Below are 25,054 nucleotides of genomic sequence, written 5' to 3'. Positions count from 1 at the left end.
CCGTCAGCGTTCGACGGCGGTGCGGTTCCGCAGGTGCGCGGCCACGGCCAGGGCGGTGCACGCCACGGCGATTGGCAGGGCAAATCCGGTGACAGATGCCTGCAGGCCCCACACCTTGACGGCGATCCCCAGTCCCAGGACGGGGACGGCGCTGCCCAGGTACGTGACAATGTAGACCGCTGAGATGACCTGCGCGTGCCGGGCCGGCTCAACGGCGGCGGCAACGTCGTTGAACACCACGCGGAAGGCGGCGCCCTGCCCGAGCCCCGCGCTGATGCTCGCCAGCACCAGCATGGCCGGGGACTGCAAGGCCCCGGCGGCGGCGATCAGCAGCACTGAAACACCCAGCAACAACAGCCCCGCCGGCACCAGGTGGCGTCCACGCATCGAAACCAGCTGGCTCAGGGCCGAACAACCCAAGGTGACCGCGGCCAGCAGCCCGATCAAGGGCCGTGAATCCACCTGCACGACCTGGGCAAAGTAGCCGGGAGCAAGCGAGAGGCAAAAGCCAAAGACGGAAAAGCTGACGAATCCGGTGGCAGCTGCCAGCCAGAACGTGCCCCGTGCCGAACGGGCCAGTGCAGGAAGGCGCGGGCGCAGGTAGTTTCGGCCCTGGCCGGAGGGTGCCGGGTTGAGGGCGGGGCGGGCGTCGAGCAGCAGCAACGGCACCAGCAGCGCCAGCAGAACCGCCGAGTGGATGACAAATGGGGCCAGGGTGTGGTTCGGCAGGAGCGAAAGCAGGCCGCCCATCACGGGCCCAATTGCAACACCGCCGGAGGATGAGAGCAGCGTGAACCTGGACGCCAGCTCGGGCCGGCCGGGCATCAGTTCGCGTAGCGCCGCAGCGCTGGCGCCGGTGCCAATGGCCACCGCCAGTCCCTGCAGGGCACGTCCGGCAACCAGCATCGGCAGTGATTCGGCCGTGCCGAACACCAGCCCTCCAACGAGCCCCACCACCACGGCCAGCACCAGTGCGGCACGCCGCCCGATATGGTCGGACCAGTGGCCAAAGAGAACAAGTCCACCAATGAGCGAGATGACGTAGCCGGTAAACGCCACCGTGACACCAATCGAGCCGAAACCGATCCGCGCCTGCAGCAGTGGATACAACGGTGTGGCGAGGTTGGCACCGACAAGGAGCGTGAAGATCACGGTTCCTGCCAGGAACAGCCGCATGCCCACGGATGCATTCCACGACAACCGCGACACGGACGCCGGGCGCATGGCCAGCTCTTGCAGGACGCTCACGCAACCGTCACTTTCATGGCTCATTCATTGACAAATCAATCTATAGAATGAAGTACGCATCACCACCTGACTCAAAACATTCGTAAAAATGCATCAAAATGATCAATATCAATGGCAACTTGGATTCCGGAGTGAACCGTATGAGCATTTTGGACCCCCTTGACGTACGCCTGCTGCTTGCCCTGATCGAGGACCCGCGGGCCCAAATTGGAGAACTGGCGGACTCCCTGGGAGTGGCCCGCAACACCGTCCAGTCCCGCCTGCGGCGCCTGTCCCGCAGCGGCGCCCTGCGCCAGGGCGGCAGGGAGGTGGATCTCGCGGCCGTCGGCTACGACGTGGTTGCCTTCATCACCATCGAGGTCACCCACCGGGACCTGGACGGCGTCATTGCGGCCATGCGGGCGGTACCTCAGGTCCTGGAGGTGTACGAAATCTCCGGCCGCGGCGACATCTGGTGCCGGCTGGCGGCCCGCGACGTCCACCACCTTCAGGGTGCCCTGCGCCAGTTGCTGCGGATCAAGGGGGTGGTCCGCACGGAGACTTCCCTTGCACTCCACGAGCACATTCCGTACCGACTGGAACCGCTGTTGGCGGGCATGAGCCACGGCTGACGCCACGCCGGTGGCGGCCGCCGGGCACCCGGACGCCTCTGTCGGCCCATAATGGGCTGGTGACCATCATTGACAACGCCGTGTACGTGGACGGGCGGCGCTTCGCCGACCCGGCCAGCCTGGAGCAGACCTATGAGCTGATGGCATCCAGCCGCGGCATGGCCTGGATTGGCATGTTCCGCCCGGGACCCGCGGAGATGAAGTCGCTGGCCGCCGAATTTTCTCTGCACGAGCTGGCCGTAGAGGACACCATCGTTGCCCACCAGCGGCCCAAGATGGAGAGGTACGACGACGTCCTCTTCACGGTGCTTCGGCCCGCCAGATACCTCGATGAGACTGAGACCGTGGAATTTGGCGAACTGCACATCTTCACCGGTCCCGACTTTGTCATCACCATCCGCCATGCAGAAACCCCGGGCCTTTCCTCCACCCGCACCCGCCTGGAAGCGGACCCGGAGCTGCTGGCGCTGGGCCCGGAGGCCGTGCTGTACGCCATCCTCGACCAGGTGGTGGACGACTATGAGCCGGTGGTGGCGGGCCTGGAAAATGACATCGATGAAATCGAGGACCAGCTTTTCGCCGGCGACCCGCACGTGTCCCGGCGCATCTACCAGCTCTCCCGCGAGGTCATCCAGTTTCAGCGGGCCATCCACCCGCTCAAGGACATGTTGGCCCGGCTCGAGGCAGGTTTCGAAAAGTACCGGGTCAATGTTGAACTGCAGCGCCACCTGCGCGATGTGGAGGACCACATTGAACTGGTCACCGCCAGGGCGGATTCCTTCCGCCAGTTGTTGCAAAACGCGCTGACCGTGGACGGCACGCTCACCGCCAACCGGCAGAACGAGGCCAGTGCCGCCGAGAACGAGCAGATGAAGAAGATCTCGTCCTGGGCGGCCATCCTGTTCGCACCGTCATTCGTGGGCTCAATCTACGGCATGAACTTTGACATCATGCCGGAGCTGCACTGGGCGTTTGGCTACCCCTTTGCCCTGGCCCTGATGTTCTCGGTGGGAGCGGCCATGTACTTCGTGTTCAAACGCAAGGGCTGGCTCTAGCGGTCCGGCCCGGCGGCCTCAGGTCCTGGCGAGCGCGGCGATGTCCTCAAGGAAGTCCGCCGCGACCTCCTGGCTCACCGTCGCCTTCGTGTCGGCGATGGTTTCCAGGTATCCCGCCGTCGCAGGGCCACGGCGGCCGGCGGGTGAAGCGCCGTCGAACATGGCCCGCTCCAAGGCCCGCTGCGAGGCGCTGCGGGCCGCAAATTCAATGTCCGCCGGCGAGAAGCCGTCACTGGCGGACACCAGCTGCTCCACATCGACCTCGTCCACCAGGTGCGCGGGGATGAAGCGCTCCCACATGGCCGTGCGCGCCTGCACATCGGGCAGTCCGATGGGGATGACATAGTCGAAGCGGCCGTGGCGCAGGAACGCCGAGTCCAGGGAGCGGATGAAGTTCGTGGCGCAGACCAGCAGCCGGCCGGGCTGGTCGCGGAAGGCGGGAATGATCTTGAGCAGTTCGTTCGTGACCCCCTGCATGGGCGAAGGCGGCTCGCCGGAACGCTGCGAGGCAATTTCCTCCACCTCGTCGATGAAGACCACGGCGTGCTCCAGCTCGGAAATGTCCAGGAACGTTTGGCGCAGGGCACCGGCCAGTCCGCCCGGCTCACCGGCCAGCCGCGACGGGAAAACCTCCACAAACGGCCATTCGAGGCGGGATGCGATGGCCTTGGCAAAGGTGGTCTTTCCGGTGCCGGGAGGTCCAAAAAGCACGACGGCGCGCGGCGGCACCACCCCAAACTCCTCCGCCAGCTCAGACTCGGCCAACGGCAGGACAAGCCGGCGCTCCAGCAGTTCCTTCTCCGCAGCCATCCCGGCCACCTTGTCCCACAGGTCCCTCGGCAGCACCCGGCCGCCGAGCTCTTCCAGGGCGCCGAGCTCGGCACGCTGGACGGGGATGCGGCGCTCAAAGTAGCGCAGGTTCTTCTTCACCACAAAGCCCCGGTTGGTGAAGGCCTCCACCCGGGTCTCCGTTTCCGGCATCAGGGCGGAGAGCTTGTTGAGCCCGTGGGCGGCCATGCGGTTTTCGACGGCGGCCAACAGGAGGGTGCCGATCCCCCTCCCGCGGAAGCTGGGCAGGGTGGCCAGGAAAACGATCCAGCCCTGGTCGTGTGCGGCGCGGCCAACGGCTGCACCCACCACCTGCTCGCCGTGGACGGCGACCACGGCGTGGTCCTTTTCGCAGGAGGCCAGAACTTCGGCGAGGTCATAGACGGGCTCCACCCCGTTCTCACGCAGCGCCTGCCACAGGGCAAGGATGCCCTCGACATCCTGTGAATGAAAGTCCCGAATAGTCCAAGCAGTCATGTACCGTGACGCTCCTTTGCGTTGCCAGCCCTGTGTTGCCTTGGCTTGCATCATGGCACTGTGACGCGGCTCATGGCAAAACGGGAAACAAACCGCGCCGCCCGAACGCTTGCACCAACGAGAAACACATTCTTCAAGGAAAGCTGGATCCATTGAGCATTGCCATCGACACCGAGACCACCCTGCACGACGAACTCATCCTGGACGGCGACGCCGCAGACGCGCTTTTCCTTGAAGCGCGCACGGCCAACAGCTGGTCCGATGAGGAAGTTTCGGAGCAGGCACTCCAGGCCGTCTACGAGCTGACAAAGATGGGCCCGACCGCCATGAACATCCAGCCGCTGCGCATCACCTGGGTGCGTTCAGCCGAGGCCCGCGAACGCCTGGTGGCACACATGAACGAGGGCAACAAGGCCAAGACCCTGGGCGCCCCCATGGTTGCCGTGCTGAGCTACACCAATGAGTGGCACCAGCTCCTGCCCACCACGGCACCGCACATGGCCGGCACCGCTCCCATGTTTGAGGCCAACGAGGAAACCCGCAACCACATGGCCCTGACCAACGCCCACCTGCAGGCCGGCTACTTTATTGTGGCTGCCCGTGCAGCCGGACTGGCGGCCGGCCCCATGACCGGGTTCGACGCTGCCGGCCTGGACGCCGAGTTCAACGCAGGAACGCCGAATTCCTCCTTCCTGGTGGTCAACTTGGGCAAGCCCAACGGCGTGGTTGACCGCGAGCGCCTGCACCGCCTGGCGTTCGAGCTGGCCACGGAAACGCTGTAGGCCTACCGGACCGAACCGCCGTAACAAAACGTAGCGCGGCAGCAACATGCCGCGACCTCCGTTCCGGGCGCACCGCCCCCTGACACACAGGGGGACGGTGCGCCCTGTGCGTTAAAAGCCCGCCGCCCCGGTCTCGGCGGGGACCGAAACGGCGACTGCTCCGGGATGCCGGCCGCAGTCATTCTTCTTCGGATGCCCGGGCGCTCCCTGTGCGGAAAAGTATTTGCATTGTTATCCTTCACAATCCACCGTAGTTATGCATAACATGGAGCGATTGTGACCTGCATCTCTCTAATCTGCAAAGGATGAACACGTGCGTTCCAAGTGGAAATCTACCTTGGCCATGGCGGTGGTGGCCCCAGCAATGCTGCTGAGCATGGCTGCCCCTCCGGCCCTGGCCGCGCCGGGCGATCCCGCCCCTGCCGCCAACCCTGCCACCAGCAACCTCGCTTTGGCCTCGGCCGGTGCCACCTTGACGTCCTCGGGCGACGAGTCGCCCGACCAGTGGGGCACCGAACTCGCCAACGACGGCGATCCCACTACCCGCTGGTCCTCCAACCATGCGGACGATGCACAGCTGACGGTAAAGCTGGCCCGCCCCACCACCATTGAGAAGGTCGTGATCAAGTGGGAGGCAGCCTGCGCGGCCAAGTACAAGATCCAGGTCTCCACGGACGGCATCACCTTCGTCGATGCCACCGACGTGATTTCCCGCGCCGACTGTGCCCCTGAAGTCCCGGACACCCAGACCCTGAAGCCGGAACTGGCCGGCAACAAATATCAGTACGTGCGCATGCAGGGAGTCGACCGCACCCCCATCGGCGGCGCGAAGTGGGGCATCTCGCTCTTTGAAATGGAAGTGTGGGGCGTTCCCGCCGCGCTGGGCAAGAATGTTGCACTGGCATCGGCCGGCGGAACCGTGAGCGCCTCCGGCCAGGAAGTGGCCGGCCAGTGGGGTCCGGCGACCGTCATCGACGGCGATGCCGACAGCTCCAAGCCCAAGGCGCAGCAGTCGCGCTGGTCCTCCAACACTGCCGATGACGCCAACATCACCATCAAGCTCTCGGCACCCACGGTCATTGACCATGTGGCCATCGTGTGGGAGACGGCCTGCGCCGCCAAGTACAAGCTGCAGGTCTCCACCGACGGTGTGGCCTTCGTGGATGCCACGGACGTCATCGCACCGACCTGCGACACCCGCGACGTACAGAAGCTGAACGCCGCCACGGCCGGCAACGAGTACCAGTATGTGCGGATGCAGGGCATCGACCGCACGCCCATTGGCGGCATCAAGTATGGCATGTCCATGTGGGAGTTTGAGGTTTGGGACGGGCCCGAACCTGTGGCACCCGCCCCCGTAGCAGGCGTCAACTTGATCCCGCTCCCCGTCAACCTGGAAACCCCTGACGAGGCGCCCTTCAAGCTTGGTGCCGGCTCACGGATTGTTGCCAACAACGCCGACACCAAGGCAAGCGCAAACTTCCTGGCGGATATTTTCCGCACCTCCACGGGGCTGGAATTGCCCGTTGTTGACGGCACCACAGGAGATGCAGACGATATTGTGCTGCTCCAAACCCCGGGTGAGATCCCCAACCTGGGTGTCCAGATGCAGTCCGAGGCCTACACCCTGAGCGTGGACGCCGTCACCGGGGCGAAGGTCACCGCACCCACGAGCGACGGGGTCTTCAACGGCGTTCAGACACTGCGCCAGCTCTTTCCGGCCTTCATCGAATCCAAGCAGCAGGTCATCGCCGACTGGAACGCAACCGCCGTCGAAATTTCCGATGCACCCCGCTTCGACAAGCGCGGCATGATGCTTGACGTGGCACGCGACTTCAAGACGGTCGAGGAAGTCAAGAAGTTCATCGACGACCTCGCCGCCTACAAGATCTCCACCCTGCACATGCACCTGGCCGACGACCAGGGCTGGCGCATTCAGATCACCAATGACGGCAAGGTCGCCGGCGACACGATTGACTACAGCCAACTCACGGAGATCTCCGGCAAGACGGCCGTCACCAAGAACCTCAGCTACCAGGACGAACTGGGCCACACCGGCTACTACACACAGGACGAGTACAAGGGCATCGTGGCCTACGCAGCATCACGCCACGTTGAGATCATCCCCGAGATTGACGTGCCCGGCCACACCTCTGCCATCCTGCACGCGATCCCGGAAATGAACACGGCCCGCACCAAGCCGCAGGCCGACGAAACAGGCGTGATCCCGGCCGATGGCACGGGCAACGTGGGCCAGTCCACCTTGGATGTGAAGTCGCCGGCCACCTGGAACTTCATCAACCATGTGTTTGGCCAGCTTGCCGACATGACCACCAGCGACTACATTCACGTTGGTGGCGATGAGTCTCACTCCACGGTGCATGAAGATTACATCGAATTCATCACCAAGACGGTGGACATTGTCCACGGCCTGGGCAAGAAGCCGATCGGCTGGAATGAGGCGGCCATTGCCGGGCTCACCCCCGGCGACGGCATCCAGTACTGGACCGGAGGCACGGGCGAGACGCTGAACGCGATCAAGAACAAGGGCGCGAAGCTGATGGTCTCCAACGGCTCCACCTCCTACATCGACATGAAGTACAACCCCAAGACCCCGATCGGCCTGACGTGGGCCGGCATGGGTGACTTCTCCAAGTACTACAACTGGGATCCGGCTGCCACCGTTCAGGACAACGGCGCCAAGCTGCCCGACTCGGCCATCCTCGGCGTTGAAGCAGCCCAGTGGGCCGAGACGATCCGCGGCGGCAAGCAGGGCGAGTTCATGACCTTCCCGCGCGTGATCTCCTTCGCCGAAATTGGCTGGACACCGCAGGCCCAGCGCAACGTGGCCGATTTCAGGGTGCGCATGGCCTCCATGGGCGGGCGTCTGTTGGCGTCCGGCGTCAACTTCTATGACGGCAACGAAGCAAAGTGGCGCCCCTCAATGGCGGGCCTGCCGATCGCCGTCGCACCGGGGAAGAGCCTGACCCTGGATGTCGGCCAGCTCGCAGCACCGGGCACCAAGGCCTCAGCAGACGGCTCCACCATTGCCGTGGATGTTGTTGACGACGCCGACGGCGTCAGCGCCTCAAGCATCACCGGAAACCTTGGCGTTGTGGTCGACTGGGGAGACGGCTCGGCCGCCACGCCGGCCACGCTCGTGGCCAAGGAAAACCGCCACTCGCTTGCCGCAGGAAGCCTTTACCAACTGCAGGGCACGCACAGCTATGCAGCGGCAGGCACCTACACGGGCACCTTGACCGCCTCGAACGGCACCACGGCCACGTTCACCGTGAACGTTGCAGCCGGCACCCCGGATCCGGCCAAGCCTGCCGTGTGGGACTCCACCCAGGTGGCCGCCATCTCCACCTCGGGCGAAACCATCAAGGCCGGATACCGTGCCGAAACGTCCCTGTCCGGTTTCGAACCGGGCAAGTACGTGGTCTTCACCCTTGACGGCAAGCGCGTGGGCTCAGTTCTGCCCGATGCAAACGGCAAGCTCACCTTCCAGCTGCCCGTCTACCCGAGCAACTTCTCCGGCACCTTTGAACTGAAGGCTGTCCAGGAATCCAGCACGGGCACCCGCACGGCAACGGATTCGCTCAAGGTCAGCTCCACCCTGGTTCCGCTGAACAACCTAATTCCACAGGGCGGCATCTCCATCGCCAGCGTCTCCTCCGAGGAACTGACAGGTGAAACCGCACCGAACGGACCCGCCACAGCCTTGCTTGATGGCAAGACCGACACGTTCTGGCACACGCAGTGGAGCGGTTCAGCCACGCCGTTCCCGCACTCGGTGGTCTTTGACCTGGGCAAGAGCTACGACGTGACAGGCTTCGAATACACCCAGCGCCAGTCCAACACCAACGGCAAGATCAAGGACTACGAACTCTACGTCTCCGACAGCCCCACCGAGTTTGGCACCAAGGTGGCATCCGGCTCCTTCATGGACCTCACGCGTGCACAGGTGGTGGCCATTGAAGGTGGCAAGGTTGGCCGCTACGTGAAGCTGGTCGGTTTGAGCTCCATCGCAGGCAACGCCTTCGGTGGCGGCGCCGAGGTCAACATTGGCGGCACGGTCCCGGACACCACGGAACCTACGCCCACACCGACTCCGACACCGACACCGGAGCCCACCCCGACGCCGACGCCCACGCCGACGCCCACGGATGAGCCCACGGAACCCGGCAACCAGTGCCCCGGCAACAGCGGCAACGCCGGGAACAACGGGAACGGCAACGGCCAGGGCAACGCCAACGGCAAGAACAACAGCAACAACAGCAACGGCAAGGGAAACAACGGGAACGGCAAACCCCACCCGCGCGCCGGCTGCTAAGCCGGACAGGGCGTCAGCCCCGATCCAAACAATGAAGGCGGGACCCGCCGGCACCACGCCGGCGGGTCCCGCCTTTCGTCCCCCGCCGTCCCGGGTCCGGTCGATGAACCCGGCCCCGTCCAGCCCCGTGCACCACCGCCACCGGCGGCGTCACCCAAGCCGGCCTTTACGGAAGGGACCCACAGTTGCCGGCGAACGCTGCGCCGTCGGGCCGTGAACGCCCCGCACCAAATTCATCCACTGCATGCGGGTCCGCCGTGGTTAGACTGGCACCATGAGCGCACATGCCCCTATTACCGTCACTGTCACCGGCGCCGCTGGCCAGATCGGCTATGCCCTGCTGTTCCGGATCGCGTCCGGAGCCATGCTGGGTCCGGACGTCCCCGTCAAGCTGAACCTGCTCGAGATCCCCCAGGCCGCCCAGGCTGCCGAGGGCACCGTCCTGGAACTCATGGACTGCGCCTTTCCGCTGGTTGCCGGGTTGGAGGTCTTCGATGACCCGGTGAAGGCGTTCGACGGCGCCAACCTCGCCATGCTTGTGGGCGCGCGCCCGCGCGGTCCCGGCATGGAGCGGGCCGAGCTGCTCAGCGCCAACGGCGGGATCTTCTCCGTCCAGGGCCGGGCCCTGAACGAGGGTGCCGCGGCCGACATCAAGGTGGTCGTGGTGGGCAACCCCGCCAACACCAACGCCTTGATCGCCGCATCCCACGCCCCCGACATCCCCGCGGCACGCTTCACCGCCATGACCCGGCTGGACCATGACCGTGCCGTGGCGCAGCTGGCAGCCAAGACCGGCAGCCCCGTTGCGGACATCCGCAAGGTGGCCATCTGGGGCAACCACTCGGCATCCCAGTACCCGGACATCAGCCACGCCACCGTGGGCGGTACACCGGCCGCCTCGCTGGTGGAACCGGCCTGGATCGCGGACGAGTTCATTCCGCGCGTGGCCAAGCGCGGCGCGGAGATCATTGCCGTGCGCGGCGGCTCCTCGGCCGCCTCAGCCGCGAATGCCGCCGTCGAGCACATGCGGCTGTGGGTCAACGGCACCCCGGACGGCGACTGGACCAGCATGGCGGTGCCGTCTGACGGTTCGTACGGGGTCCCGGAGGGCCTGGTTTCCTCCTTCCCGGTCACCACGGCCAACGGCCAATACTCCATTGTCCAGGGGCTGGAGGTCAGCGACTTCTCACGCACCCGGATCGATGCCTCGGTGGCCGAGCTCGCCGCCGAACGCGACGCCGTCATCGAACTGGGGCTGCTCTGAACCCTCCAGCCTTGACCGGACAGGGCCCGCTCACCATGGACCTGAATGCCGACGTGGGTGAATCGTTTGGGCAGTGGCGCATGGGTGACGACGCCGCCATCATGGCCCGGGTCTCCAGCGCCAGCATCGCCTGCGGTTTCCACGCCGGCGACCCCCGCACCATGGCGCACAGCTGTGCCGCCGCAGCCGCCGCGGGCGTTTCCATTGGCGCACATCCCGGCTACCGGGACCTTGCCGGGTTCGGGCGCCGCTTCATGGAGGTGGACCCCGCCGAGCTGCGCGACGAGGTCATCTACCAGGTCGGCGCCCTGCAGGCCATGGCCCGCGCGGCGGGAACCGGCGTGCGGTATGTGAAACCCCACGGCGCCTTGTACAACGCGATTGTCCACCATGCGGCACAGGCCCGGGCCGTTGTCGATGCCATGCTGGCAGTGGATCCGGCGCTGCCGCTGCTGGTCTCCCCCGGATCCGAGGCGGCGCGGCTCGCTGCGGCGGCAGGCATCCCGGTGGTCCTGGAGGCCTTCGCCGACCGCGCCTACAACCCCGACGGCACACTGGTTCCCCGCACCGAGCCCGGCGCCGTGTTGCATGAGGTGGACGCCGTCGTCGCCCAAAGCCTGCGCATCGCGGTGGACCGCGAGGTCCTCGCGGTCGACGGCACGCACATCCCGCTCAACGTGCAGAGCCTGTGCCTGCACGGCGACACCCCGGGCGCCGTCGCAATGGCCGCTGCCGTGCGCACCGCCCTGGACGGCGCGGGCGTGGCCATCCGGGCCTTCGCATAGATGGCAGCCGGCGTGCGCCTGCTCGACGTGGGTGAACTCGCCGTCCTGGCGGAGCTGGATTCCCTGGCGCAGGTCATGGCCGTCCAGGCCGTGCTCCTGCGCTCCCGTCCGCCCGGGGTCATCGACGTGGTGCCGGCCGCCCGCACCGTCTTGGTCAGCTGCGACTCCCCCGCAGCGGTCCGGGCCGTCCGCGGCCTGCTGGCGGTGCCGCCGGAAGGGCTGCCTGAACCGCCGCCGGGGGCGGTGCACACCATCAAGACCCTGTACGACGGCGCCGACCTCGCCCATGCTGCGGGGCTCGCCGGCCTCAGCACCGAGGCCCTGGTCTCCTGGCACAGCGGTCAGCCGTGGCTGGCGGCCTTTGGCGGGTTCGCCCCGGGCTTCATGTACCTGAGCCCGGGACGGCAGGCTCTCGACATGCCCCGTCACCCCAGCCCGCGCACCGAGGTCCCGGCCGGTTCCGTTGCCGCGGGCGGCGGGTTTTCCGCCATTTACCCCGGCCCCAGCCCCGGCGGCTGGCAGCTGCTGGGCCGCTGTGCCGATGTCCTGTGGGACGCGTCGCTGTGGGACGGCTCCGGTGCCAGCCCGGCGCTGCTGCAGCCCGGCGACACCGTGCAGTTTGTCCCTGTCCGGGAGTTGGTCCATGTGTCCGCGGCCGCGCCGTCCACGGTGTCCGAACCGGATTCTCCTGGCGCAGGGCTGCACCACCACGAATCCGGGCTGGCCATCCTCTCCCCCGGAGCCTTCACCACAGTGCAGGATCTGGGCCGCCCGGGCTTTGCCCACTTGGGGGTGACAGCTTCCGGCGCGCTTGACCGGGCGGCCCTGCGGCGGGCCAACCGGATGGTGGGAAATCCGGCGGGGCGAGGTGCCGGAGCGGCTGGGCTGGAGACCGTCCTGGGCGGACTGCGCGTGCGGGCGGTGGGCAGCCACGTCCTTGCAGTCGCCGGCAGCGGCGCCGAACTTGCCGTTGCGGGCGTGGCCGGCACGGCGCGGACGCCCGGCACCAACGCCCCCTTCGCCCTACTCGACGGGGAAACCCTGACCGTCACCGTCCCAACCGCCGCCTCGGCCCTGCGATGCTATGTGGCTGTCCGCGGCGGCCTCTCCGTTCCTGCCGCACTGGGCAGCCGGTCCACGGACGCCTTGTCCAGGCTGGGACCGGCCCCGCTGGCCGCCGGAGTGTTCCTCCCCGTCGGAGCCCCAGCGGGCGTCGTTGGCCTGCCCGAGCCGGTGCCGGAACAGCCCGAGATTGCCGAGCTGCGGTACCTCCCCGGCCCGCGCCACGACTGGTTCACGCCAGAATCGCTCGCGGCCCTTGAGCAGGCCGTGTGGCGTGTTGGCGCCGACTCCAACCGGATCGGCCTGCGGGTGGAACCCGCCGACCCCGGCGCAACCGCCCTGGTGCGCACCCACGAAGCAGCCACGCGGGAGCTCCCCAGCGAAGGGATGGCCGACGGCGCAATCCAGGTTCCGCCGTCGGGCATGCCCGTCATCTTCCTGGCCGACCACCCGGTCACCGGCGGCTACCCGGTAGTGGGCGTGGTGCTGAGGGAGGACCTGGGCAAGGCGGCGTCGCTGGCACCGGGCGCGCGGGTGCGGTTCAGGCGGATGGAGCGCCGGGAGGGGCGGACGGCGCCGGCCGGTCAGAGCACCTGGCACTTCGCAACGTAGCCGATCAGCGGACTCACGCTCAGGCGCACCTGCTGCCCCTGCCGGACGGACAGGGCCATGCCGGGGTTGACGGTGTACGTCTTGAGCCCGTCAAGTGTTTCCACCACGATCTGGTGCCTGGTGCGGCGGGTGTCGTCGTTGCGGCTGCCGAAGTAGTCCCGCCCCCGCCGGAAGACCAGGTCCTGGACGAATCGCGGCAGCACGTCGCCGAACTGCCGCGCGCCCGCCATGACCACGGTGCCCGTCACCTCGTGCCGCGGCACCAGGTCGAGCACGCCCACCGCCACGCGCAGCAGTCCGTACAGCGTGAACACGATGAACAGTATGGCCAGGGGGACCGCCACCACGCGCACGGTGCCGGCGATCCGGGACAATTCCGCCGTGTCCGTTTCCAGCCCGCCGGCCGCGATGCGCAAGCACCAGTACACCAGGAATATGCCGATCGCCGTATGGACAAGGCCGCGCAGGGCCAGCTTGGCGGGCGACATCCCCGCCCATGGACGCAGCGAAATGCCCAGCAGGTTGCTGGTGGACTGGGGAATCATTGCGGGCCCGCTTTCGTGAACTGGAACGCCCAGCGTACGTGCGCGGGTGAAACTATTCTTAAAGCGGATGCCCGGCTTCCTGCGGCGGCAGGCCTAGTTTTTGCGGCCTCGCAGGAACCAGGCGATGGGACCGGCAAAATTGATGAACGACGCCGCCACCCACCCCGCCTTTGAACCATTGACCTGCGCCGGGGTTCTTCGGGAGATGTCCCGAAGTGCCGCCAGCTGCAGCGCGATCTGGACGATCCCGGCCGCCACCATGGCAGCACGCCGCCCCTTGCCCAATTCGCTCCATCGTTTCCTGGCCATGGTGCCTCCTTGTTCTCTAGGTGTTTTCACGAGTTGTGTTCAAAGATCCAGGGCAGGCCGGTCATGGTGAGCCGGTGCCGGGCTCCGGGCTGTGGGGGTGTTCCGCCGTTGGCCGGGTAGTCTTCATCGCCCTGCCACAGAACGCCGATGGGACGCACACCCATCATGTCCGGCAGGACAGTGTGTGCCATGCCGTCCGGGACGTTGCCTGCCCGGCCCGGGCCATTGGTGCCGGGAACGCCGGGGCCTGCACCGGCGTCGGGCACTCCATGGACGGTGCCGGCACCGGGCAGCAAGAGGTGTGTCTGGTAGGAAAACGCGGCCCGGTGCCCGGCCGACTCCAGTACCTGGGCCACCGAGTCCCTGCCGGCGAGCCCGTGCAGCGTGACCCAGGTGGGCGGCACCAGCGACATGGTGCCCTGCGCGTGCCTGGCCAGCGCCTCCGCCGGGGCCAGCCATTCGAACCGCTGGTGCTCCTCAGGGTTGAGCACCACCTCGTCCGATGCCGCCCGTGCCACCATGAACCAGGTCCTGAACCGGCGCGGGAGTGCCTGCATGGGCGTCCACTGTGACAGCTGGACCAGCGCTCCGCAGTTCAGCGTTTGGCCGGTTTCCTCCGACAGCTCCCGCAGGCCCGCCGCCTGGGCTGAGCCCAACTCATCCAGCGGCCGGCCGGCACTGTCGACCCGGTCCGCCGGATCCACCTTGCCGCCGGGGAAAACCCACGCCCCGGCGAAAGTCCGGCTTTTTCCGGGGCGTTCCAGCATCAGCGTTTCCAGCCCGGAGGGGCCGTCGCGCAGCAGCACCACGGTGCAGGCGTCTTCCAGCGGCGCAAGCGGGGAATCGGTAACCATCCAGCCATCGTAGCCCCGGACCGGCTCGCGCAGCGCCCCTTGACTGCCGGCCCGCCGTCCGCGCCCCGCTCCACCCGCCCGGCCCGCCATCGTCCCGCCGTCCGCCGTCCACGTCCCGCCCGCTCCGCCGTGGATATTGGCAGATGCCGCTGAAATATGGGCGGCATCTGCCAATATGGGCGGCGAAGGCTCTCCGCCGCATCCATTTTCGGCGGCATCGTCCAATATGGGCGGCAGCTATCGACTTGGCCGGCGGGAGCGGCCCCAGAATCAGCAGGAAACGGGCCAGCTTCCAGCAATACATGGAACCCGCTTGTTGCCTCATGGCAGCACCTCCGGTAACCATTGTCATCGGCTATACACGCGAGTAGTCTGCTATTCATGAGTACAGCACAGGAGGATCTGACCGGTCGGGCCAGGCTGCGGGACGCCGCCATCGAGTGCTTCGCGGCCCGCGGTTTCGGTGAATCACTGCGCTCAATTGCGGCCCGGGCCGGCGTCAGTGCCGGGCTGGTCCGCCACCACTTCGGCTCCAAGGAACAGCTCCGGGCCGAGTGCGACGCCACTGTCCTGGACCGCTACCGAACCCTCAAGACTGAAAGCCTCAATGCCGGCCCGGCCCAGCTGTTCGCGCAACTGCCCCCGTCAAGGGACGGCGGCATCCTCATGGTCTACATCCTGCGCAGCGTCCAGGAAGGCAGCAGCGCCGGGCGCCTGTTTGTGGACAACATGGTGGCCGAAGCCGTCGACTTCACGGCAGACGCCGTGGCCCGCGGGCTTGTGGTCCCGAGCCGGGACGAGGCCGCCCGGGCACGGTTCCTGGTGCAGCAGGCCATCGGCGCCATGCTGGTGAACCTGGCCATGCGCCCGGAAATCCAGCTCGACGACTTCCCGGCCGTCATGGACCAGTACATGGCCGATGCCATGCTGCCCACACTCGAGGTGTACACGGAAGGCATCTTCACCGACCGCTCCTACCTCGAGACCTACCTTGCCTACCAGGCAAGCGACAACCACCCGCCCGTGGGTCACGCGGGAGAAGCAGCAACGCGGTAAGGAAGAACCATGTCTGCACAAACTCCAGCCATTCTCGTCACCGACCTCCACAAGAAGTTTGGCCGCACCTCCGCCCTGGCGGGGCTGAACCTTCAGGTGGACCCGGGCACCGTGGCAGGATTCCTCGGACCCAACGGCTCGGGAAAGTCAACCACCATCCGCATCCTGCTGGGCCTGCTCACCTCAGACGGGGGCAGCGCAACGCTCCTTGGCGGCGATCCGTGGCGCGACGCCGTCGAACTTCACCGCCGCATCGCCTACGTTCCCGGGGACGTCAGCCTCTGGCCCAACCTCACCGGCGGCCAGGCCATCGACATCCTCTCCCGGCTGCGCGGCGGCGTGGACACCGCCCAGCGGGACGCGCTCCTGGAGCGGTTTGAGCTGGACCCCACCAAGAAGGCGCGCAGCTATTCCAAGGGCAACCGGCAGAAGGTGGCGCTGGTGGCCGGGCTGGCGTCGGACGCCGAGCTGCTGATCCTCGATGAGCCCACCTCCGGCCTGGACCCGCTCATGGAGCAGGTGTTCACGGACTGCATCCAGGAGGTCAAGGCGGAGGGCCGCAGCGTGCTGCTCTCGAGCCACATCTTCGCCGAGGTGGAGAAGCTGTGCGACACCGTGACCATCATCCGCGAGGGCCGCACGGTGGAGTCCGGGCGCCTTGACGCGCTGCGGCACCTGCACCGGACCACGGTTTCGGTGTTGCTGGACCGCGACGCAACCGTGCTCGCCGGCGTCCCCGGCATCAATGACCTCGCGGCCGACGGCGCACACGCCACCTTCACCGTGGGTGAGGCGGAGCTTGGCGGCGTCCTGGCCGCGATCTCCGCGTACAACCCGCGCCAGCTCGTCTCGAGCCCGCCGTCGCTGGAGGACTTGTTCCTGCGGCACTACGGCGGCACCACCCCGGGCACGACGGCGGGGCCTGGCTCCGGCGGCAGCGGCACCTCCGGCGCAACTGCCGGCACGGACGCCGCCGCGGCCCAGTCAGCAGGTGCGCGATGAGCACCGCCGTCTTGGGCGCCCCACGCCGCCCGCGCGCCGCCGCCGGCCCGCTGGCCGGCACCATGTCCGGGTTTGGGATCTGTGTTCGGTTCATCCTTCGCCGCAACTGGCTGCGGCTGCTCGTGTGGGCGGCCGTCCTGGCCGTCATGATTCCCGTGGTCTACGACTCCCAGCAGGCCGCGTTCCCCACGCAGGCCGCCCGGGATGCATATGCCAATGTGGCCAACACCCCGGCCATCGCCGCCATGACGGGCCTGCCGTATGCGGCCGGCTCGCTGGGCGGCATCCTGGTCATCAAGATCTGGATGACGCTCGCCGTCGCCCTTGGCTTTGCCTCAATCTTCCAGGTCACCCGCAACGGGCGCGCCGATGAAGAAGCCGGGCGCACCGAGCTGCTCCGCGGCTCGGCACTGGGCCGGCACGCCTTCAGCATGGCCAACTACGTGGTGGTGGGCGGGCTCAGCATCGTCACGGGGCTGCTGATCTCGCTGCTGGCACTGTCGGCTGGCCTGCCCACGGCCGGTTCCTGGGTGCTGGGCGGCTCCATTGCCGGGGTGGGCCTGGCCTTTGTGGGCGTTGCGGCGCTGTGCGGGCAGCTCAGCTCCACGAGCCGCGGGGCCAACTCGCTGGGCGTGGCGGTGCTGGCTGTCTTTTACCTGATCCGGGCCGTGGCGGACGTCAACGCCCCGGACACCAACGTCACCGCACTGAGCTGGCTCTCCCCCATTGGCTGGGGCCAGAACATGCGCCCCTATGCACAGGACACGTGGTGGCCGTTCCTTGCACTGCTGGCGCTGGCCGCCGTCGGCTGCACCGTGGCCCTAAGGGTTGAGACGCACCGGGACCTGGGCATGGGCCTGCTGCCTGAACGCCGCGGGCCAGGCCGCGCCACCGCATTCCTGGGCTCACCCCTGGGACTGGCGCTTCGGCTCCAGCGGACCACGCTCATCTCGTGGCTGGTGGGCGCCGCAGTGGCAGGGCTGTTCTTCGGCAGTGTTGCCACGGCCATGACCAGCGTGCTGGATCCGTCAAACCCCTACGCCAAGGCCTTTCTTGGCGGTTCGCAGGACATGCTCAACGGCATCCTTGCCACGTTTGTCCTGTTCACTGCCATGCTGGCGGGGGCGTTCGCCCTCCAGAGCCTCTCCGGCGCCCGCGCCGAGGAGGCCGGGGGCCGGCTTGAGTCCCAGCTGGCCGGATCGCTGGCACGCACCCGCTGGCTGGGCGCGCACATCTTGGTCGCCGCGGCCGGATCCGCCGTCATGCTGCTGCTGGGCGGCTGGCTGACCGGCGTCTCCTCCAACGGCGCCGCCAGCGGGTCCGCCCTGGCCAGTGCCGCGTTCGCCTACTGGCCGGCCGTGCTGTTGATGATGGGTGTGCTGCTCTTCCTCAACGGCTTCCTGCCACGGCTGAGCGTGAGCCTGTCGTGGGCCGTGTACGGGCTTTCGGTGCTCGTGGCCATGTTCGGGCCGTTGTTCTCACTCTCCGAGGAAGCCATCCGGAAGACGCCCTTCGGTGCAGTGCCCCGCATGCCCGCGGCCGACTTCTCCCTGACGCCGTTGGTGATCCTGACCGTCATCGCGCTGGTGTTGGGAGGGCTGGGCATCTGGCGGTTCCGCAACCGCGACCTCACCCAGCAATAGCCCGGCCGGCAAGGGAGTAGCCTGAAAGGACCATTCCCCATTGCAAGGAGTCACCGTGGTTGCGCCGACGTTGGGCCAGGCCCTCGAGATTGAACACCGGGAGATCGACGGCGGAATTGAACAGTTTGTGGCGGCGCTCGACGCCGGCGGCACCCCGCCCGATCCGGCGCCGCTCACAGCCGCACTGTCCGGTCTCCGCCGCCACATCTATCTCGAGGAGGAGTTCCTCTTCCCGCCGTTGAAGACAGCCGGGCTCATGGGCCCCATCTTCGTCATGCTGCGCGAACACGGCATGCTCTGGCGCCAGATGGACACCGTCGAGTCGCTGCTTCCTTCCGCGGACACGGCCGCCGTGCGCCAGGCCTGCCTGGAACTGCTGTCGCTGCTCGACGACCACAACTCCAAGGAAGAGCCCATCATCTACACGCAGGCGGACGGGATACTCGGCGCCGAAGCAGGCGGGGAACTGCTGGACTTTCTGGAGAGCGGGACGACGCCGGATGGCTGGGTTGCCGGCGCGGCATGAGCTAGTCCTTGGCCGCGTTGCCGGAATCTGACGCCCGGCCCGGGCCGGCGTCCGGTTTCGCCTCGGGCGTTGCCTCCGGCTCCGCGTCCGTCTCGGCTGCAGCACTGGCCTCCGGCTCCGCGTCCGTCTCAGGTTCAGCACTTGCTGCCGGCGTGCCGTCCGGCCCCGGCGCCTCCCCGGCGCCGCCGTCCGGTTCAGTCGCTGATTCGTAGGCCGCAAGTGTCGCCACCACCTCATCGAGGAAGTCGTCCACCTGCATCTCGTTATAGGCCTTGAAGAACTTGACGGGCGTGAACCGCGCGTTGACAACATCCACGGCAACCAGCCCGCCCCGCTCCCCCGCTTCCCATTTCCGGATCGCGTTGCGAACCGTTTTCAGAAACGCATCCACTTCAGGAATTGCATAGCCTTCATGCAGCCTGGTCGTGGCGAAACTTACATTGGCAATATCCGAACTACGCATGGCGCTGCCTTTGCCGTCGGGCGGAACGCGATGCTCCGCGTCGGTTGTTCCAAGGCCAGCCTAAGCCAAAAGGGGCAGAAAGGCCCCCGGTCCGGCACAACATTCCCGCCGTCAGGCGGTTTCGGCCCCGGTCCCGGGGCTGCAGACCCCCGGGTTTGCTGCCAGGCGGCTCTACCCGGCGGCCGCCGCGGCGAGCATCGTCCTGGCCAGCGGGCCGCCCGTGACGGCTCCAAGATCCCCGTCTTCAACGAAGATGGCGACGGCCACGTCACCCTGCGCAGCGATGACCCACGAGTGCGTCCGCGGCGGATTGTCGGTGCCGTATTCGGCCGTTCCCGTTTTGCCGATGGCCTCGGCTCCCGGCAGGTCCGCCAGGTTGTCCAGGTACCCGTCGGTGACCACGGCACGCATCATGGTGCGCAGCTCCCCTGCTTCCTTGTCCGTCAGCGCGGCGCCTTCAGCCGGCTTGGCCTTGCCGTCATGGCCGTCCACCAGCACGGGAGCAACGGTCCCGCCCTTCACCACGGCAGACATCAGCGCGGCCATGTACAGCGGTGACACCTGCACCTTGCCCTGCCCGATCATCGAGGCGGCGTGCTCAGTCCCGGTCGAATCCCGCGGGACCATGCCGGAGTAGGACTCCAGCCCAAGGTCGTTCTCCATCCCGATCCCCAGGGCACCGGCCGCGTCCGCCAGCTTGTCCTGCGGCAGGGTCTCGAATTGTGAAACAAAAGCTGTGTTGCATGAATGCGCGACGGCGGTTGTCAGGGACACTTCACCGGTCGCCTCGGGTGCGTAGCCGGGGGCGTTGAGGAACTTCTTGCCGTCGGCAATGTACTCCGTGGAACAGTTCACCGTCGATTCCGGTGTCATGCCCTGCCGGAGCAGGCCCAGCGACGTTGCAATCTTGAACGTCGACCCGGGCGCGTATTGGCCAAGGAACGCCGTGTTGTAGCCCTGGCTGTCGGGGCCGTTGGCCGCCGCCAGGATGGCACCGGTGGAGGGGCGCATGACAACGATTGAACTCGGCGACTTCACCCCGGCCAGTGCATCCTCTGCGGCGTTTTGCAGGCTCGGCACCAAGGTGGTCTTCACATCGGTGCCGTCCACGGGATCGCTCGAGAAGAGCACCTTCTGGGCTGACGTGCCATCGGCAGGCGCGTTCCCGGCGTCGTCCGTGGCAGGATCCGTGGCACCCTCGGTGGCAGCAACGGTTTCAGGGGCGGGGACCAGGGAGACTGACATCCCGCGGGTGCCTGCCAGCTGTGTGTTGAACGATCCCTGCAGGCCGCCGGATCCGACGACGTCCCCGGCGACAACCTTGCCCTCGGAGTTGGCAATGTCCTCGGCCGTGGCGTCATGCACGGAGCCGAGGATGGCCTGGGCGAAGGTGCGGGACGGTGCCAGCGCCATGGTGGACGGCTGCGCCAGGACGCCCTTGATGGCGTTGAGCCGGTCCTGGTCGAGCGCGCTGAAGGCCTCCTCGCGGAGTGTGATCGCGTCAACGAAGGCCACCGGGCCGTAGGCCTTGACCTTGTCCGCGTAGGCCTGCGGGTCAATTTCCAGGACCGCAGCCAGTTCCTTCGCGGAGGTCTCGGCGTCGGCTTCGCTGAGCCCGTCCTTGTTGATGCCCACGATTTTCACGGGACGTTCCTTGACGATGGCCTCACCGTCTGCGGCGAGGATCTGGGCGCGCTGGCCGGAACTGGTTGCCAGCTTGAAGCGGTCGCCGGCCTTGAGTTCGGGCTGGACCATTTCAGGGGTCCAGGTGATGGTCCAGCCGTCGCCGTCGCGCTTCATGTCGGCGCCCGTGGCGTAGGTCCACTGCTTCTCGGTGTCAGGGAATTTCCAGGTGTAGTCCAGCGAAATGCGGGCGGTGTCGTCGGTGACTTCCAGCTTGCTGACCTTTACGTCCGGCCAGGACGGGGCAATGCTTTCTGCGAGCCCGGTGAGCTCCTTCTGGACCTCGGTCCCGGCCACGTTGAAGCGGAGGTCCCCCACGGTGTGGCTGGACAACGCCGAGGCCAGGGCGGCGGCTGTTGCGGTCCCGTCATCCTTGGGGGAACAGGCCGTCATGCCAAAAATAAGGCCGAAGGCAAGCAAGTAAACAGTGACGCGACGAAACATGGGCTCCCTGACGTTGGTTGCCTTCAGCCTAACGCGCCACGCCCGCGCGCCCTACCTGATCCGCCTGCCGCCGGGCACAACTGTCCATTTGGCCAACCGCGTTTAGCCCGGAAGGCAGGCGGGCCCGGAGCCGTTCCGCACCGGAGGCGGGTTGCAGGATCCGCTCGGGAAGGTGCCCGAGGGTTGGCAGGATCAGCCCATGTGGACGTCGATGGTGCCGGGGGCGTCGGGGTTGAAGACGAGGCGGCGGTTGGCGATCTTGTCGGTGAAGAAGCGGTCGTGGCTGACCACCAGGACGGCACCCGGGAAGTGGATGAGCGCGCGCTCCATGACCTGGGTGCTGGACATGTCCAGGTGGTTGGTGGGTTCATCGAGCACCAGGACCGAAGCGCCGGAGAGCAGGCACTGGGCCATGGCGACGCGGGCGCGCTGGCCGCCGGAGAGGGCGCCGATGCGCTGCTTCAGGTCCGCCTCGGAGAACTGGAACATGGCCAGGAAGCGGTTGACCGACTTCTTGGTGGCCGTCAGGGCCAGCGAATCGGGCATGGCGTTGACGGCGTGGGTGACGGTGTCGTCCGCGTCCAGATCGTCCAGGACCTGGTTGTAGGAGACCAGCCCGCCGCCCTTGGCCCACGTGACGTGGCCGGAATCGGCCGGCTCCTCACCAGTGAGGGCACGCAGCAGCGTGGACTTGCCGGAGCCGTTGGAGCCCAGCACCACAATCCGGTTGCCGCGGCGGATCTCAAAGCTGAGGTCGCTGAACAGGGTCCGGTCCCCGTACGACTTGCTCAGCGATTCCACCCGGCACAGCACATCCTTGACGTGCAGCCCGCCGTAAATTTCGGTGATGATCTTGTCCACGGGGCGCGGCGCACGGGATTTCTTGATCTTCGACAGCTTTGAATCGAGCCCCTTCGACGCAGCCTTGGCAGCCTCCCGCCGGTCGGAGATCCCCTCTGCCTCAAACGCGAGCAGCTCGGATTCGTGCACGAACTGGCTCTCGAGGGTCTTGAGCCGGAACTGCTTGGCCACCACGTATTCGCTGAAGCTGCCGGGGTATTCGTGCAGGTGGAAGTTCTCCACCTCGATGATGCGCGTGACCACTGAATCCAGGAATTTCCGATCGTGCGAGACGATGATCGCCGCGCCCTGGAAGTTCTTGAACCAGCCCTCCAGCCATTCCACGCCGGCCACGTCAAGGTAGTTGGTGGGCTCATCGAGCAGCAGGACGTCCGGGGCCTCAAGCAGGATCTTCGCCAGTGCGGCACGGTTGCGCCAGCCGCCGGACAGGTCATCGATGGGGCAGACACGGTGGGCCTCGTTGAAGCCGAGCGTGGTCAGGACCTTGTCGATGGAGCGCTGGTAGTCCCAGCCGTCCAGCCGTTCCATGTCGGCAAACAGCTCGGACTGGCGGTGGATGAGCGTGTCCATCTCGGCCTCGCCCGGGTCCGCGCCCAGCGCCGCATCAATTTCCGCGAGCTCGGCCTCGATCTCCTTGACGTGCGCAAAGACGTCCTCGAGCACTTCAAGGATGGTCTGCGCGCCGTTGAGCTCGGAGAACTGTGAGAAGTAGCCGATCTTCGTGCCCAGTTCCACGCTGACGGTGCCCGTGTCGGGCTCGATCTGATCCATCACGAGCTTGAGCAGCGTGGACTTTCCGGAACCGTTGCGCCCAATCAGGCCCACCCGGTCCCCCGCCTCCAGCTTGAAAAATGCCTCGCGCAGCACCTGTACCTTGTCGAAGCGCACGGAAACGTCATTGAGGCGGATCAAGCTCATGGGTGTGGTCCTTCAGATTGCAGGCAGGCGGGGCAGGGAAAACACCCAGACCAAGTTTAGCTGGCGGTTCCGAGAGGGGCCCCGCCCGGCGATCGGACCCGCGGCACGTGGGAGCGTCCTGTTCTGCGCAATGTGAAAGCGCGGCATGGCGCAGAACAGTGCCCTGCGCCATGCCGACCCCTGGCGCTGCGCAGAACAGAACGGTGCGGATCCCAGCTGTGCGCGGCCGGAAACGCACAGGTGGGTCCCGCCGTCGTGCTTTTAAGGGGTGCGCCGGATTAGCAGGGCGGCGATTCGCCCTTTCGCGGCGGCCGTGATGGGGTGGACAGGTACTTTTCCTGCCAACCCAAGGCTGTACCCATGACTTCAGAGCGTGTCTTCCTGCCCCGGCCCATCCGCTGGATCCTGCTTGCGGCAGGGGTGGCGTTCCTGGCGTCGTACGCGCTGGCGGAGGTGCGGGACCTGGGGCTGTGGTTCATTTTGACGGGTGTGGTTCCTGCCTTCTGCACGATCGTGGCGTCGTTTTGCTGGAGCCGTGTCCGCGTGGCGGGAGCCGGCGTGGAGTTTGTCTGGTGGCCCCTGTTCTGGCGGACCGTGGCCTTTGCCGACATCGCATCCGTGGCCGAAGTGGAGCTGGACCCGCAGGAGCAGGGCGGCTGGGGGCTGCGCAAGCCGGCCGGCGGTGTTGTGCTGGTCAACCGGGACGGCTGCGGCATCCAGGTGACACTGAAGAACGGGACGTTCGTCTCCGCCGTGGTGGCGGAGCCCGCGCCGCTGGTGCAGGAAATCACTGCGCGCACAGCGGGGTAGCCGGCCGGTTTTCACCAGGCCCGCCCCGGGGCTCGCAGGGCGGGCGGCGAGATTTCACTGGCGCCGCCCAGCCAACGGTGCCAGTGTTGGCCCATGGGAACGATGATTGAGTTCACGGCGGCAGGGCAATCCTTCCAGGCATATCGGGCGGATCCGCCTGGGCCGGCGCGGGGTGCCGTGCTGGTGGTCCACGAGATATGGGGTCTGGTGCCGCACATCAAGGACGTTGCGGACCGTCTCGCCGCAGAAGGGTTCTTGGCCGTGGCCCCCGATGTCATGGCACTGGCGGGCCTGGACGCGGTGCTGATGGCGGAGCTCGGCGAGCGGCGAGCCGACCCTGCTGCGCGCGACGGCATCCAGCCGACCATCCGTGCAGCCATGGCGCCGGTGAATTCGCCGGACAGTGCGGCCAGGGTCATGGCCGGGCTGGCGGCGGTCTTCAACTACTTGGACGTTACGCCGGAGGGGTGCCGGCCGGACGTCCGCAATGGGCTTCTGTTTTGGCGGGACCTACGCCTTTGCCCTGGCAGTTGCGGAACCGCGGCTGGCCGGCGCCATCCCGTTTTACGGCCATGCCGAATACCCCGTGACGGAGCTTGCCACCATTGCCTGCCCGGTCCTGGCCTTTTACGGAGCCGACGACGCCCGGCTCATGGAGGCGCTGCCGGTGTTGTCGGAGCGCATGGCAGAGGCGGGCGTCGACTTCCGTCCCACGGTGTTCCCGGGCGCCGGGCATGCCTTCTTCAACGACAGCAACCCGCCCATGTACCGCTCAGACGCCGCCCGGGCATCATGGCGGGAGGCCCTGGACTTCCTGGCCGAACGGCCCGGCGCGCTATAGCCCGGCGCCTTCCCGAAGCAGCCCGGTGCACGGCGGACG

Annotated in this window: 20 protein-coding genes and 1 pseudogene; 13 read left to right on the top strand and 8 right to left on the bottom strand. The window is 67.0% G+C overall.

What is annotated here, in order from left to right; translation table 11 throughout:
• Nucleotides 1–3 precede the first annotated feature (3 nt).
• Nucleotides 4–1,248 carry an MFS transporter gene (locus JOF48_RS11405; protein WP_209680783.1) on the bottom strand — a complete coding sequence of 415 codons (1,245 nt, stop codon included), beginning with the start codon at nt 1,246–1,248 and terminating at the stop codon, nt 4–6.
• Between the two features lie 140 nt (nt 1,249–1,388).
• Between JOF48_RS11405 and JOF48_RS11400 the strand changes: the two genes are divergently transcribed.
• Together JOF48_RS11400 and corA are read left to right on the top strand one after the other, a co-directional pair.
• Nucleotides 1,389–1,859 (top strand): Lrp/AsnC family transcriptional regulator, encoded by a 471-nt coding sequence (locus JOF48_RS11400; RefSeq protein ID WP_209680781.1) that lies wholly within the window; start codon nt 1,389–1,391, stop codon nt 1,857–1,859.
• Between the two features lie 59 nt (nt 1,860–1,918).
• On the top strand, nt 1,919–2,914 hold the full coding sequence (gene corA / locus JOF48_RS11395) for a magnesium/cobalt transporter CorA (RefSeq protein ID WP_209680779.1): 996 nt from the start codon (nt 1,919–1,921) through the stop codon (nt 2,912–2,914).
• 18 nt (nt 2,915–2,932) lie between these two features.
• On the opposite strand, the gene JOF48_RS11390 is transcribed toward corA, so the two are convergent.
• Entirely contained in the window at nt 2,933–4,219 is a 1,287-nt protein-coding gene (locus JOF48_RS11390; RefSeq protein ID WP_209680777.1) for an ATP-binding protein, read from the bottom strand.
• Between the two features lie 152 nt (nt 4,220–4,371).
• Between JOF48_RS11390 and JOF48_RS11385 the strand changes: the two genes are divergently transcribed.
• From JOF48_RS11385 to JOF48_RS11365, 5 genes are all read left to right on the top strand, one after another.
• Nucleotides 4,372–5,001: a malonic semialdehyde reductase gene (locus JOF48_RS11385; RefSeq protein WP_245346498.1), complete on the top strand. Its 630-nt coding sequence runs from the start codon at nt 4,372–4,374 to the stop codon at nt 4,999–5,001.
• A gap of 313 nt (nt 5,002–5,314) precedes the next feature.
• The gene (locus JOF48_RS11380) at nt 5,315–9,337 is read left to right on the top strand and encodes a family 20 glycosylhydrolase (RefSeq protein WP_209680768.1); all 4,023 of its coding nucleotides are present in this window, start codon (nt 5,315–5,317) and stop codon (nt 9,335–9,337) included.
• Nucleotides 9,338–9,611: 274 nt separating this feature from the next.
• Entirely contained in the window at nt 9,612–10,601 is a 990-nt protein-coding gene (locus JOF48_RS11375) for a malate dehydrogenase (protein WP_209680766.1), read from the top strand.
• A gap of 35 nt (nt 10,602–10,636) precedes the next feature.
• On the top strand, nt 10,637–11,386 hold the full coding sequence (locus JOF48_RS11370) for a LamB/YcsF family protein (RefSeq protein ID WP_209684440.1): 750 nt from the start codon (nt 10,637–10,639) through the stop codon (nt 11,384–11,386).
• Nucleotides 11,387–11,398: 12 nt separating this feature from the next.
• Nucleotides 11,399–13,060 carry a 5-oxoprolinase subunit B/C family protein gene (locus tag JOF48_RS11365; protein ID WP_342591222.1) on the top strand — a complete coding sequence of 554 codons (1,662 nt, stop codon included), beginning with the start codon at nt 11,399–11,401 and terminating at the stop codon, nt 13,058–13,060.
• On the opposite strand, the gene JOF48_RS11360 is transcribed toward JOF48_RS11365, so the two are convergent.
• The 3 genes from JOF48_RS11360 to JOF48_RS11350 form a co-directional block, all read right to left on the bottom strand.
• Nucleotides 13,033–13,605 (bottom strand): hypothetical protein, encoded by a 573-nt coding sequence (locus JOF48_RS11360; protein WP_209680761.1) that lies wholly within the window; start codon nt 13,603–13,605, stop codon nt 13,033–13,035. The genes JOF48_RS11365 and JOF48_RS11360 overlap by 28 nt on opposite strands.
• Before the next feature lie 93 nt (nt 13,606–13,698).
• Nucleotides 13,699–13,914, bottom strand: coding sequence for a PLDc N-terminal domain-containing protein (locus tag JOF48_RS11355; RefSeq protein WP_209680760.1), 216 nt, complete (start codon nt 13,912–13,914; stop codon nt 13,699–13,701).
• Nucleotides 13,915–13,940: 26 nt separating this feature from the next.
• A complete protein-coding gene (locus JOF48_RS11350) occupies nt 13,941–14,768 on the bottom strand; it encodes an NUDIX hydrolase (RefSeq protein WP_209680758.1) in 828 nt (275 codons plus the stop codon).
• Between the two features lie 381 nt (nt 14,769–15,149).
• Here JOF48_RS11350 and JOF48_RS11345 point away from each other — a divergent pair, with 381 nt between their 5' ends.
• Genes JOF48_RS11345 through JOF48_RS11330 form a run of 4 tightly spaced genes read left to right on the top strand, consistent with a single transcriptional unit; the run spans nt 15,150 to nt 18,995 of the window.
• A complete protein-coding gene (locus tag JOF48_RS11345) occupies nt 15,150–15,824 on the top strand; it encodes a TetR/AcrR family transcriptional regulator (protein ID WP_209680756.1) in 675 nt (224 codons plus the stop codon).
• 9 nt (nt 15,825–15,833) lie between these two features.
• The gene (locus tag JOF48_RS11340) at nt 15,834–16,826 is read left to right on the top strand and encodes an ABC transporter ATP-binding protein (RefSeq protein WP_209680754.1); all 993 of its coding nucleotides are present in this window, start codon (nt 15,834–15,836) and stop codon (nt 16,824–16,826) included.
• Nucleotides 16,823–18,469 (top strand): ABC transporter permease, encoded by a 1,647-nt coding sequence (locus JOF48_RS11335; protein ID WP_209680752.1) that lies wholly within the window; start codon nt 16,823–16,825, stop codon nt 18,467–18,469. Before JOF48_RS11340 ends, JOF48_RS11335 begins: the two co-directional genes overlap by 4 nt.
• Before the next feature lie 55 nt (nt 18,470–18,524).
• Nucleotides 18,525–18,995: a hemerythrin domain-containing protein gene (locus JOF48_RS11330; RefSeq protein ID WP_342591221.1), complete on the top strand. Its 471-nt coding sequence runs from the start codon at nt 18,525–18,527 to the stop codon at nt 18,993–18,995.
• Nucleotide 18,996: 1 nt separating this feature from the next.
• Here the strand turns inward: JOF48_RS11330 and JOF48_RS11325 are convergent, their stop codons facing one another.
• From JOF48_RS11325 to JOF48_RS11315, 3 genes are all read right to left on the bottom strand, one after another.
• On the bottom strand, nt 18,997–19,458 hold the full coding sequence (locus JOF48_RS11325; protein ID WP_209680749.1) for a DivIVA domain-containing protein: 462 nt from the start codon (nt 19,456–19,458) through the stop codon (nt 18,997–18,999).
• A gap of 171 nt (nt 19,459–19,629) precedes the next feature.
• Nucleotides 19,630–21,534, bottom strand: a complete 1,905-nt coding sequence (locus tag JOF48_RS11320) for a penicillin-binding transpeptidase domain-containing protein (protein WP_209680747.1) — start codon at nt 21,532–21,534, stop codon at nt 19,630–19,632.
• 243 nt (nt 21,535–21,777) lie between these two features.
• Nucleotides 21,778–23,364 carry an ABC-F family ATP-binding cassette domain-containing protein gene (locus tag JOF48_RS11315; protein WP_209680745.1) on the bottom strand — a complete coding sequence of 529 codons (1,587 nt, stop codon included), beginning with the start codon at nt 23,362–23,364 and terminating at the stop codon, nt 21,778–21,780.
• A 360-nt stretch (nt 23,365–23,724) separates the two neighbouring features.
• On the opposite strand from JOF48_RS11315, the gene JOF48_RS11310 reads away from it, so the two are divergent.
• On the top strand, nt 23,725–24,174 hold the full coding sequence (locus JOF48_RS11310; protein WP_209680743.1) for a hypothetical protein: 450 nt from the start codon (nt 23,725–23,727) through the stop codon (nt 24,172–24,174).
• Nucleotides 24,175–24,267: 93 nt separating this feature from the next.
• Nucleotides 24,268–25,015 (top strand): annotated as a pseudogene (locus JOF48_RS20170) (dienelactone hydrolase family protein).
• Nucleotides 25,016–25,054: the final 39 nt, after the last annotated feature.

The organism is Arthrobacter stackebrandtii (assembly GCF_017876675.1).
GTDB lineage: Bacteria > Actinomycetota > Actinomycetes > Actinomycetales > Micrococcaceae > Specibacter > Specibacter stackebrandtii.
This window is presented reverse-complemented; position numbering and strand designations above follow the sequence as displayed.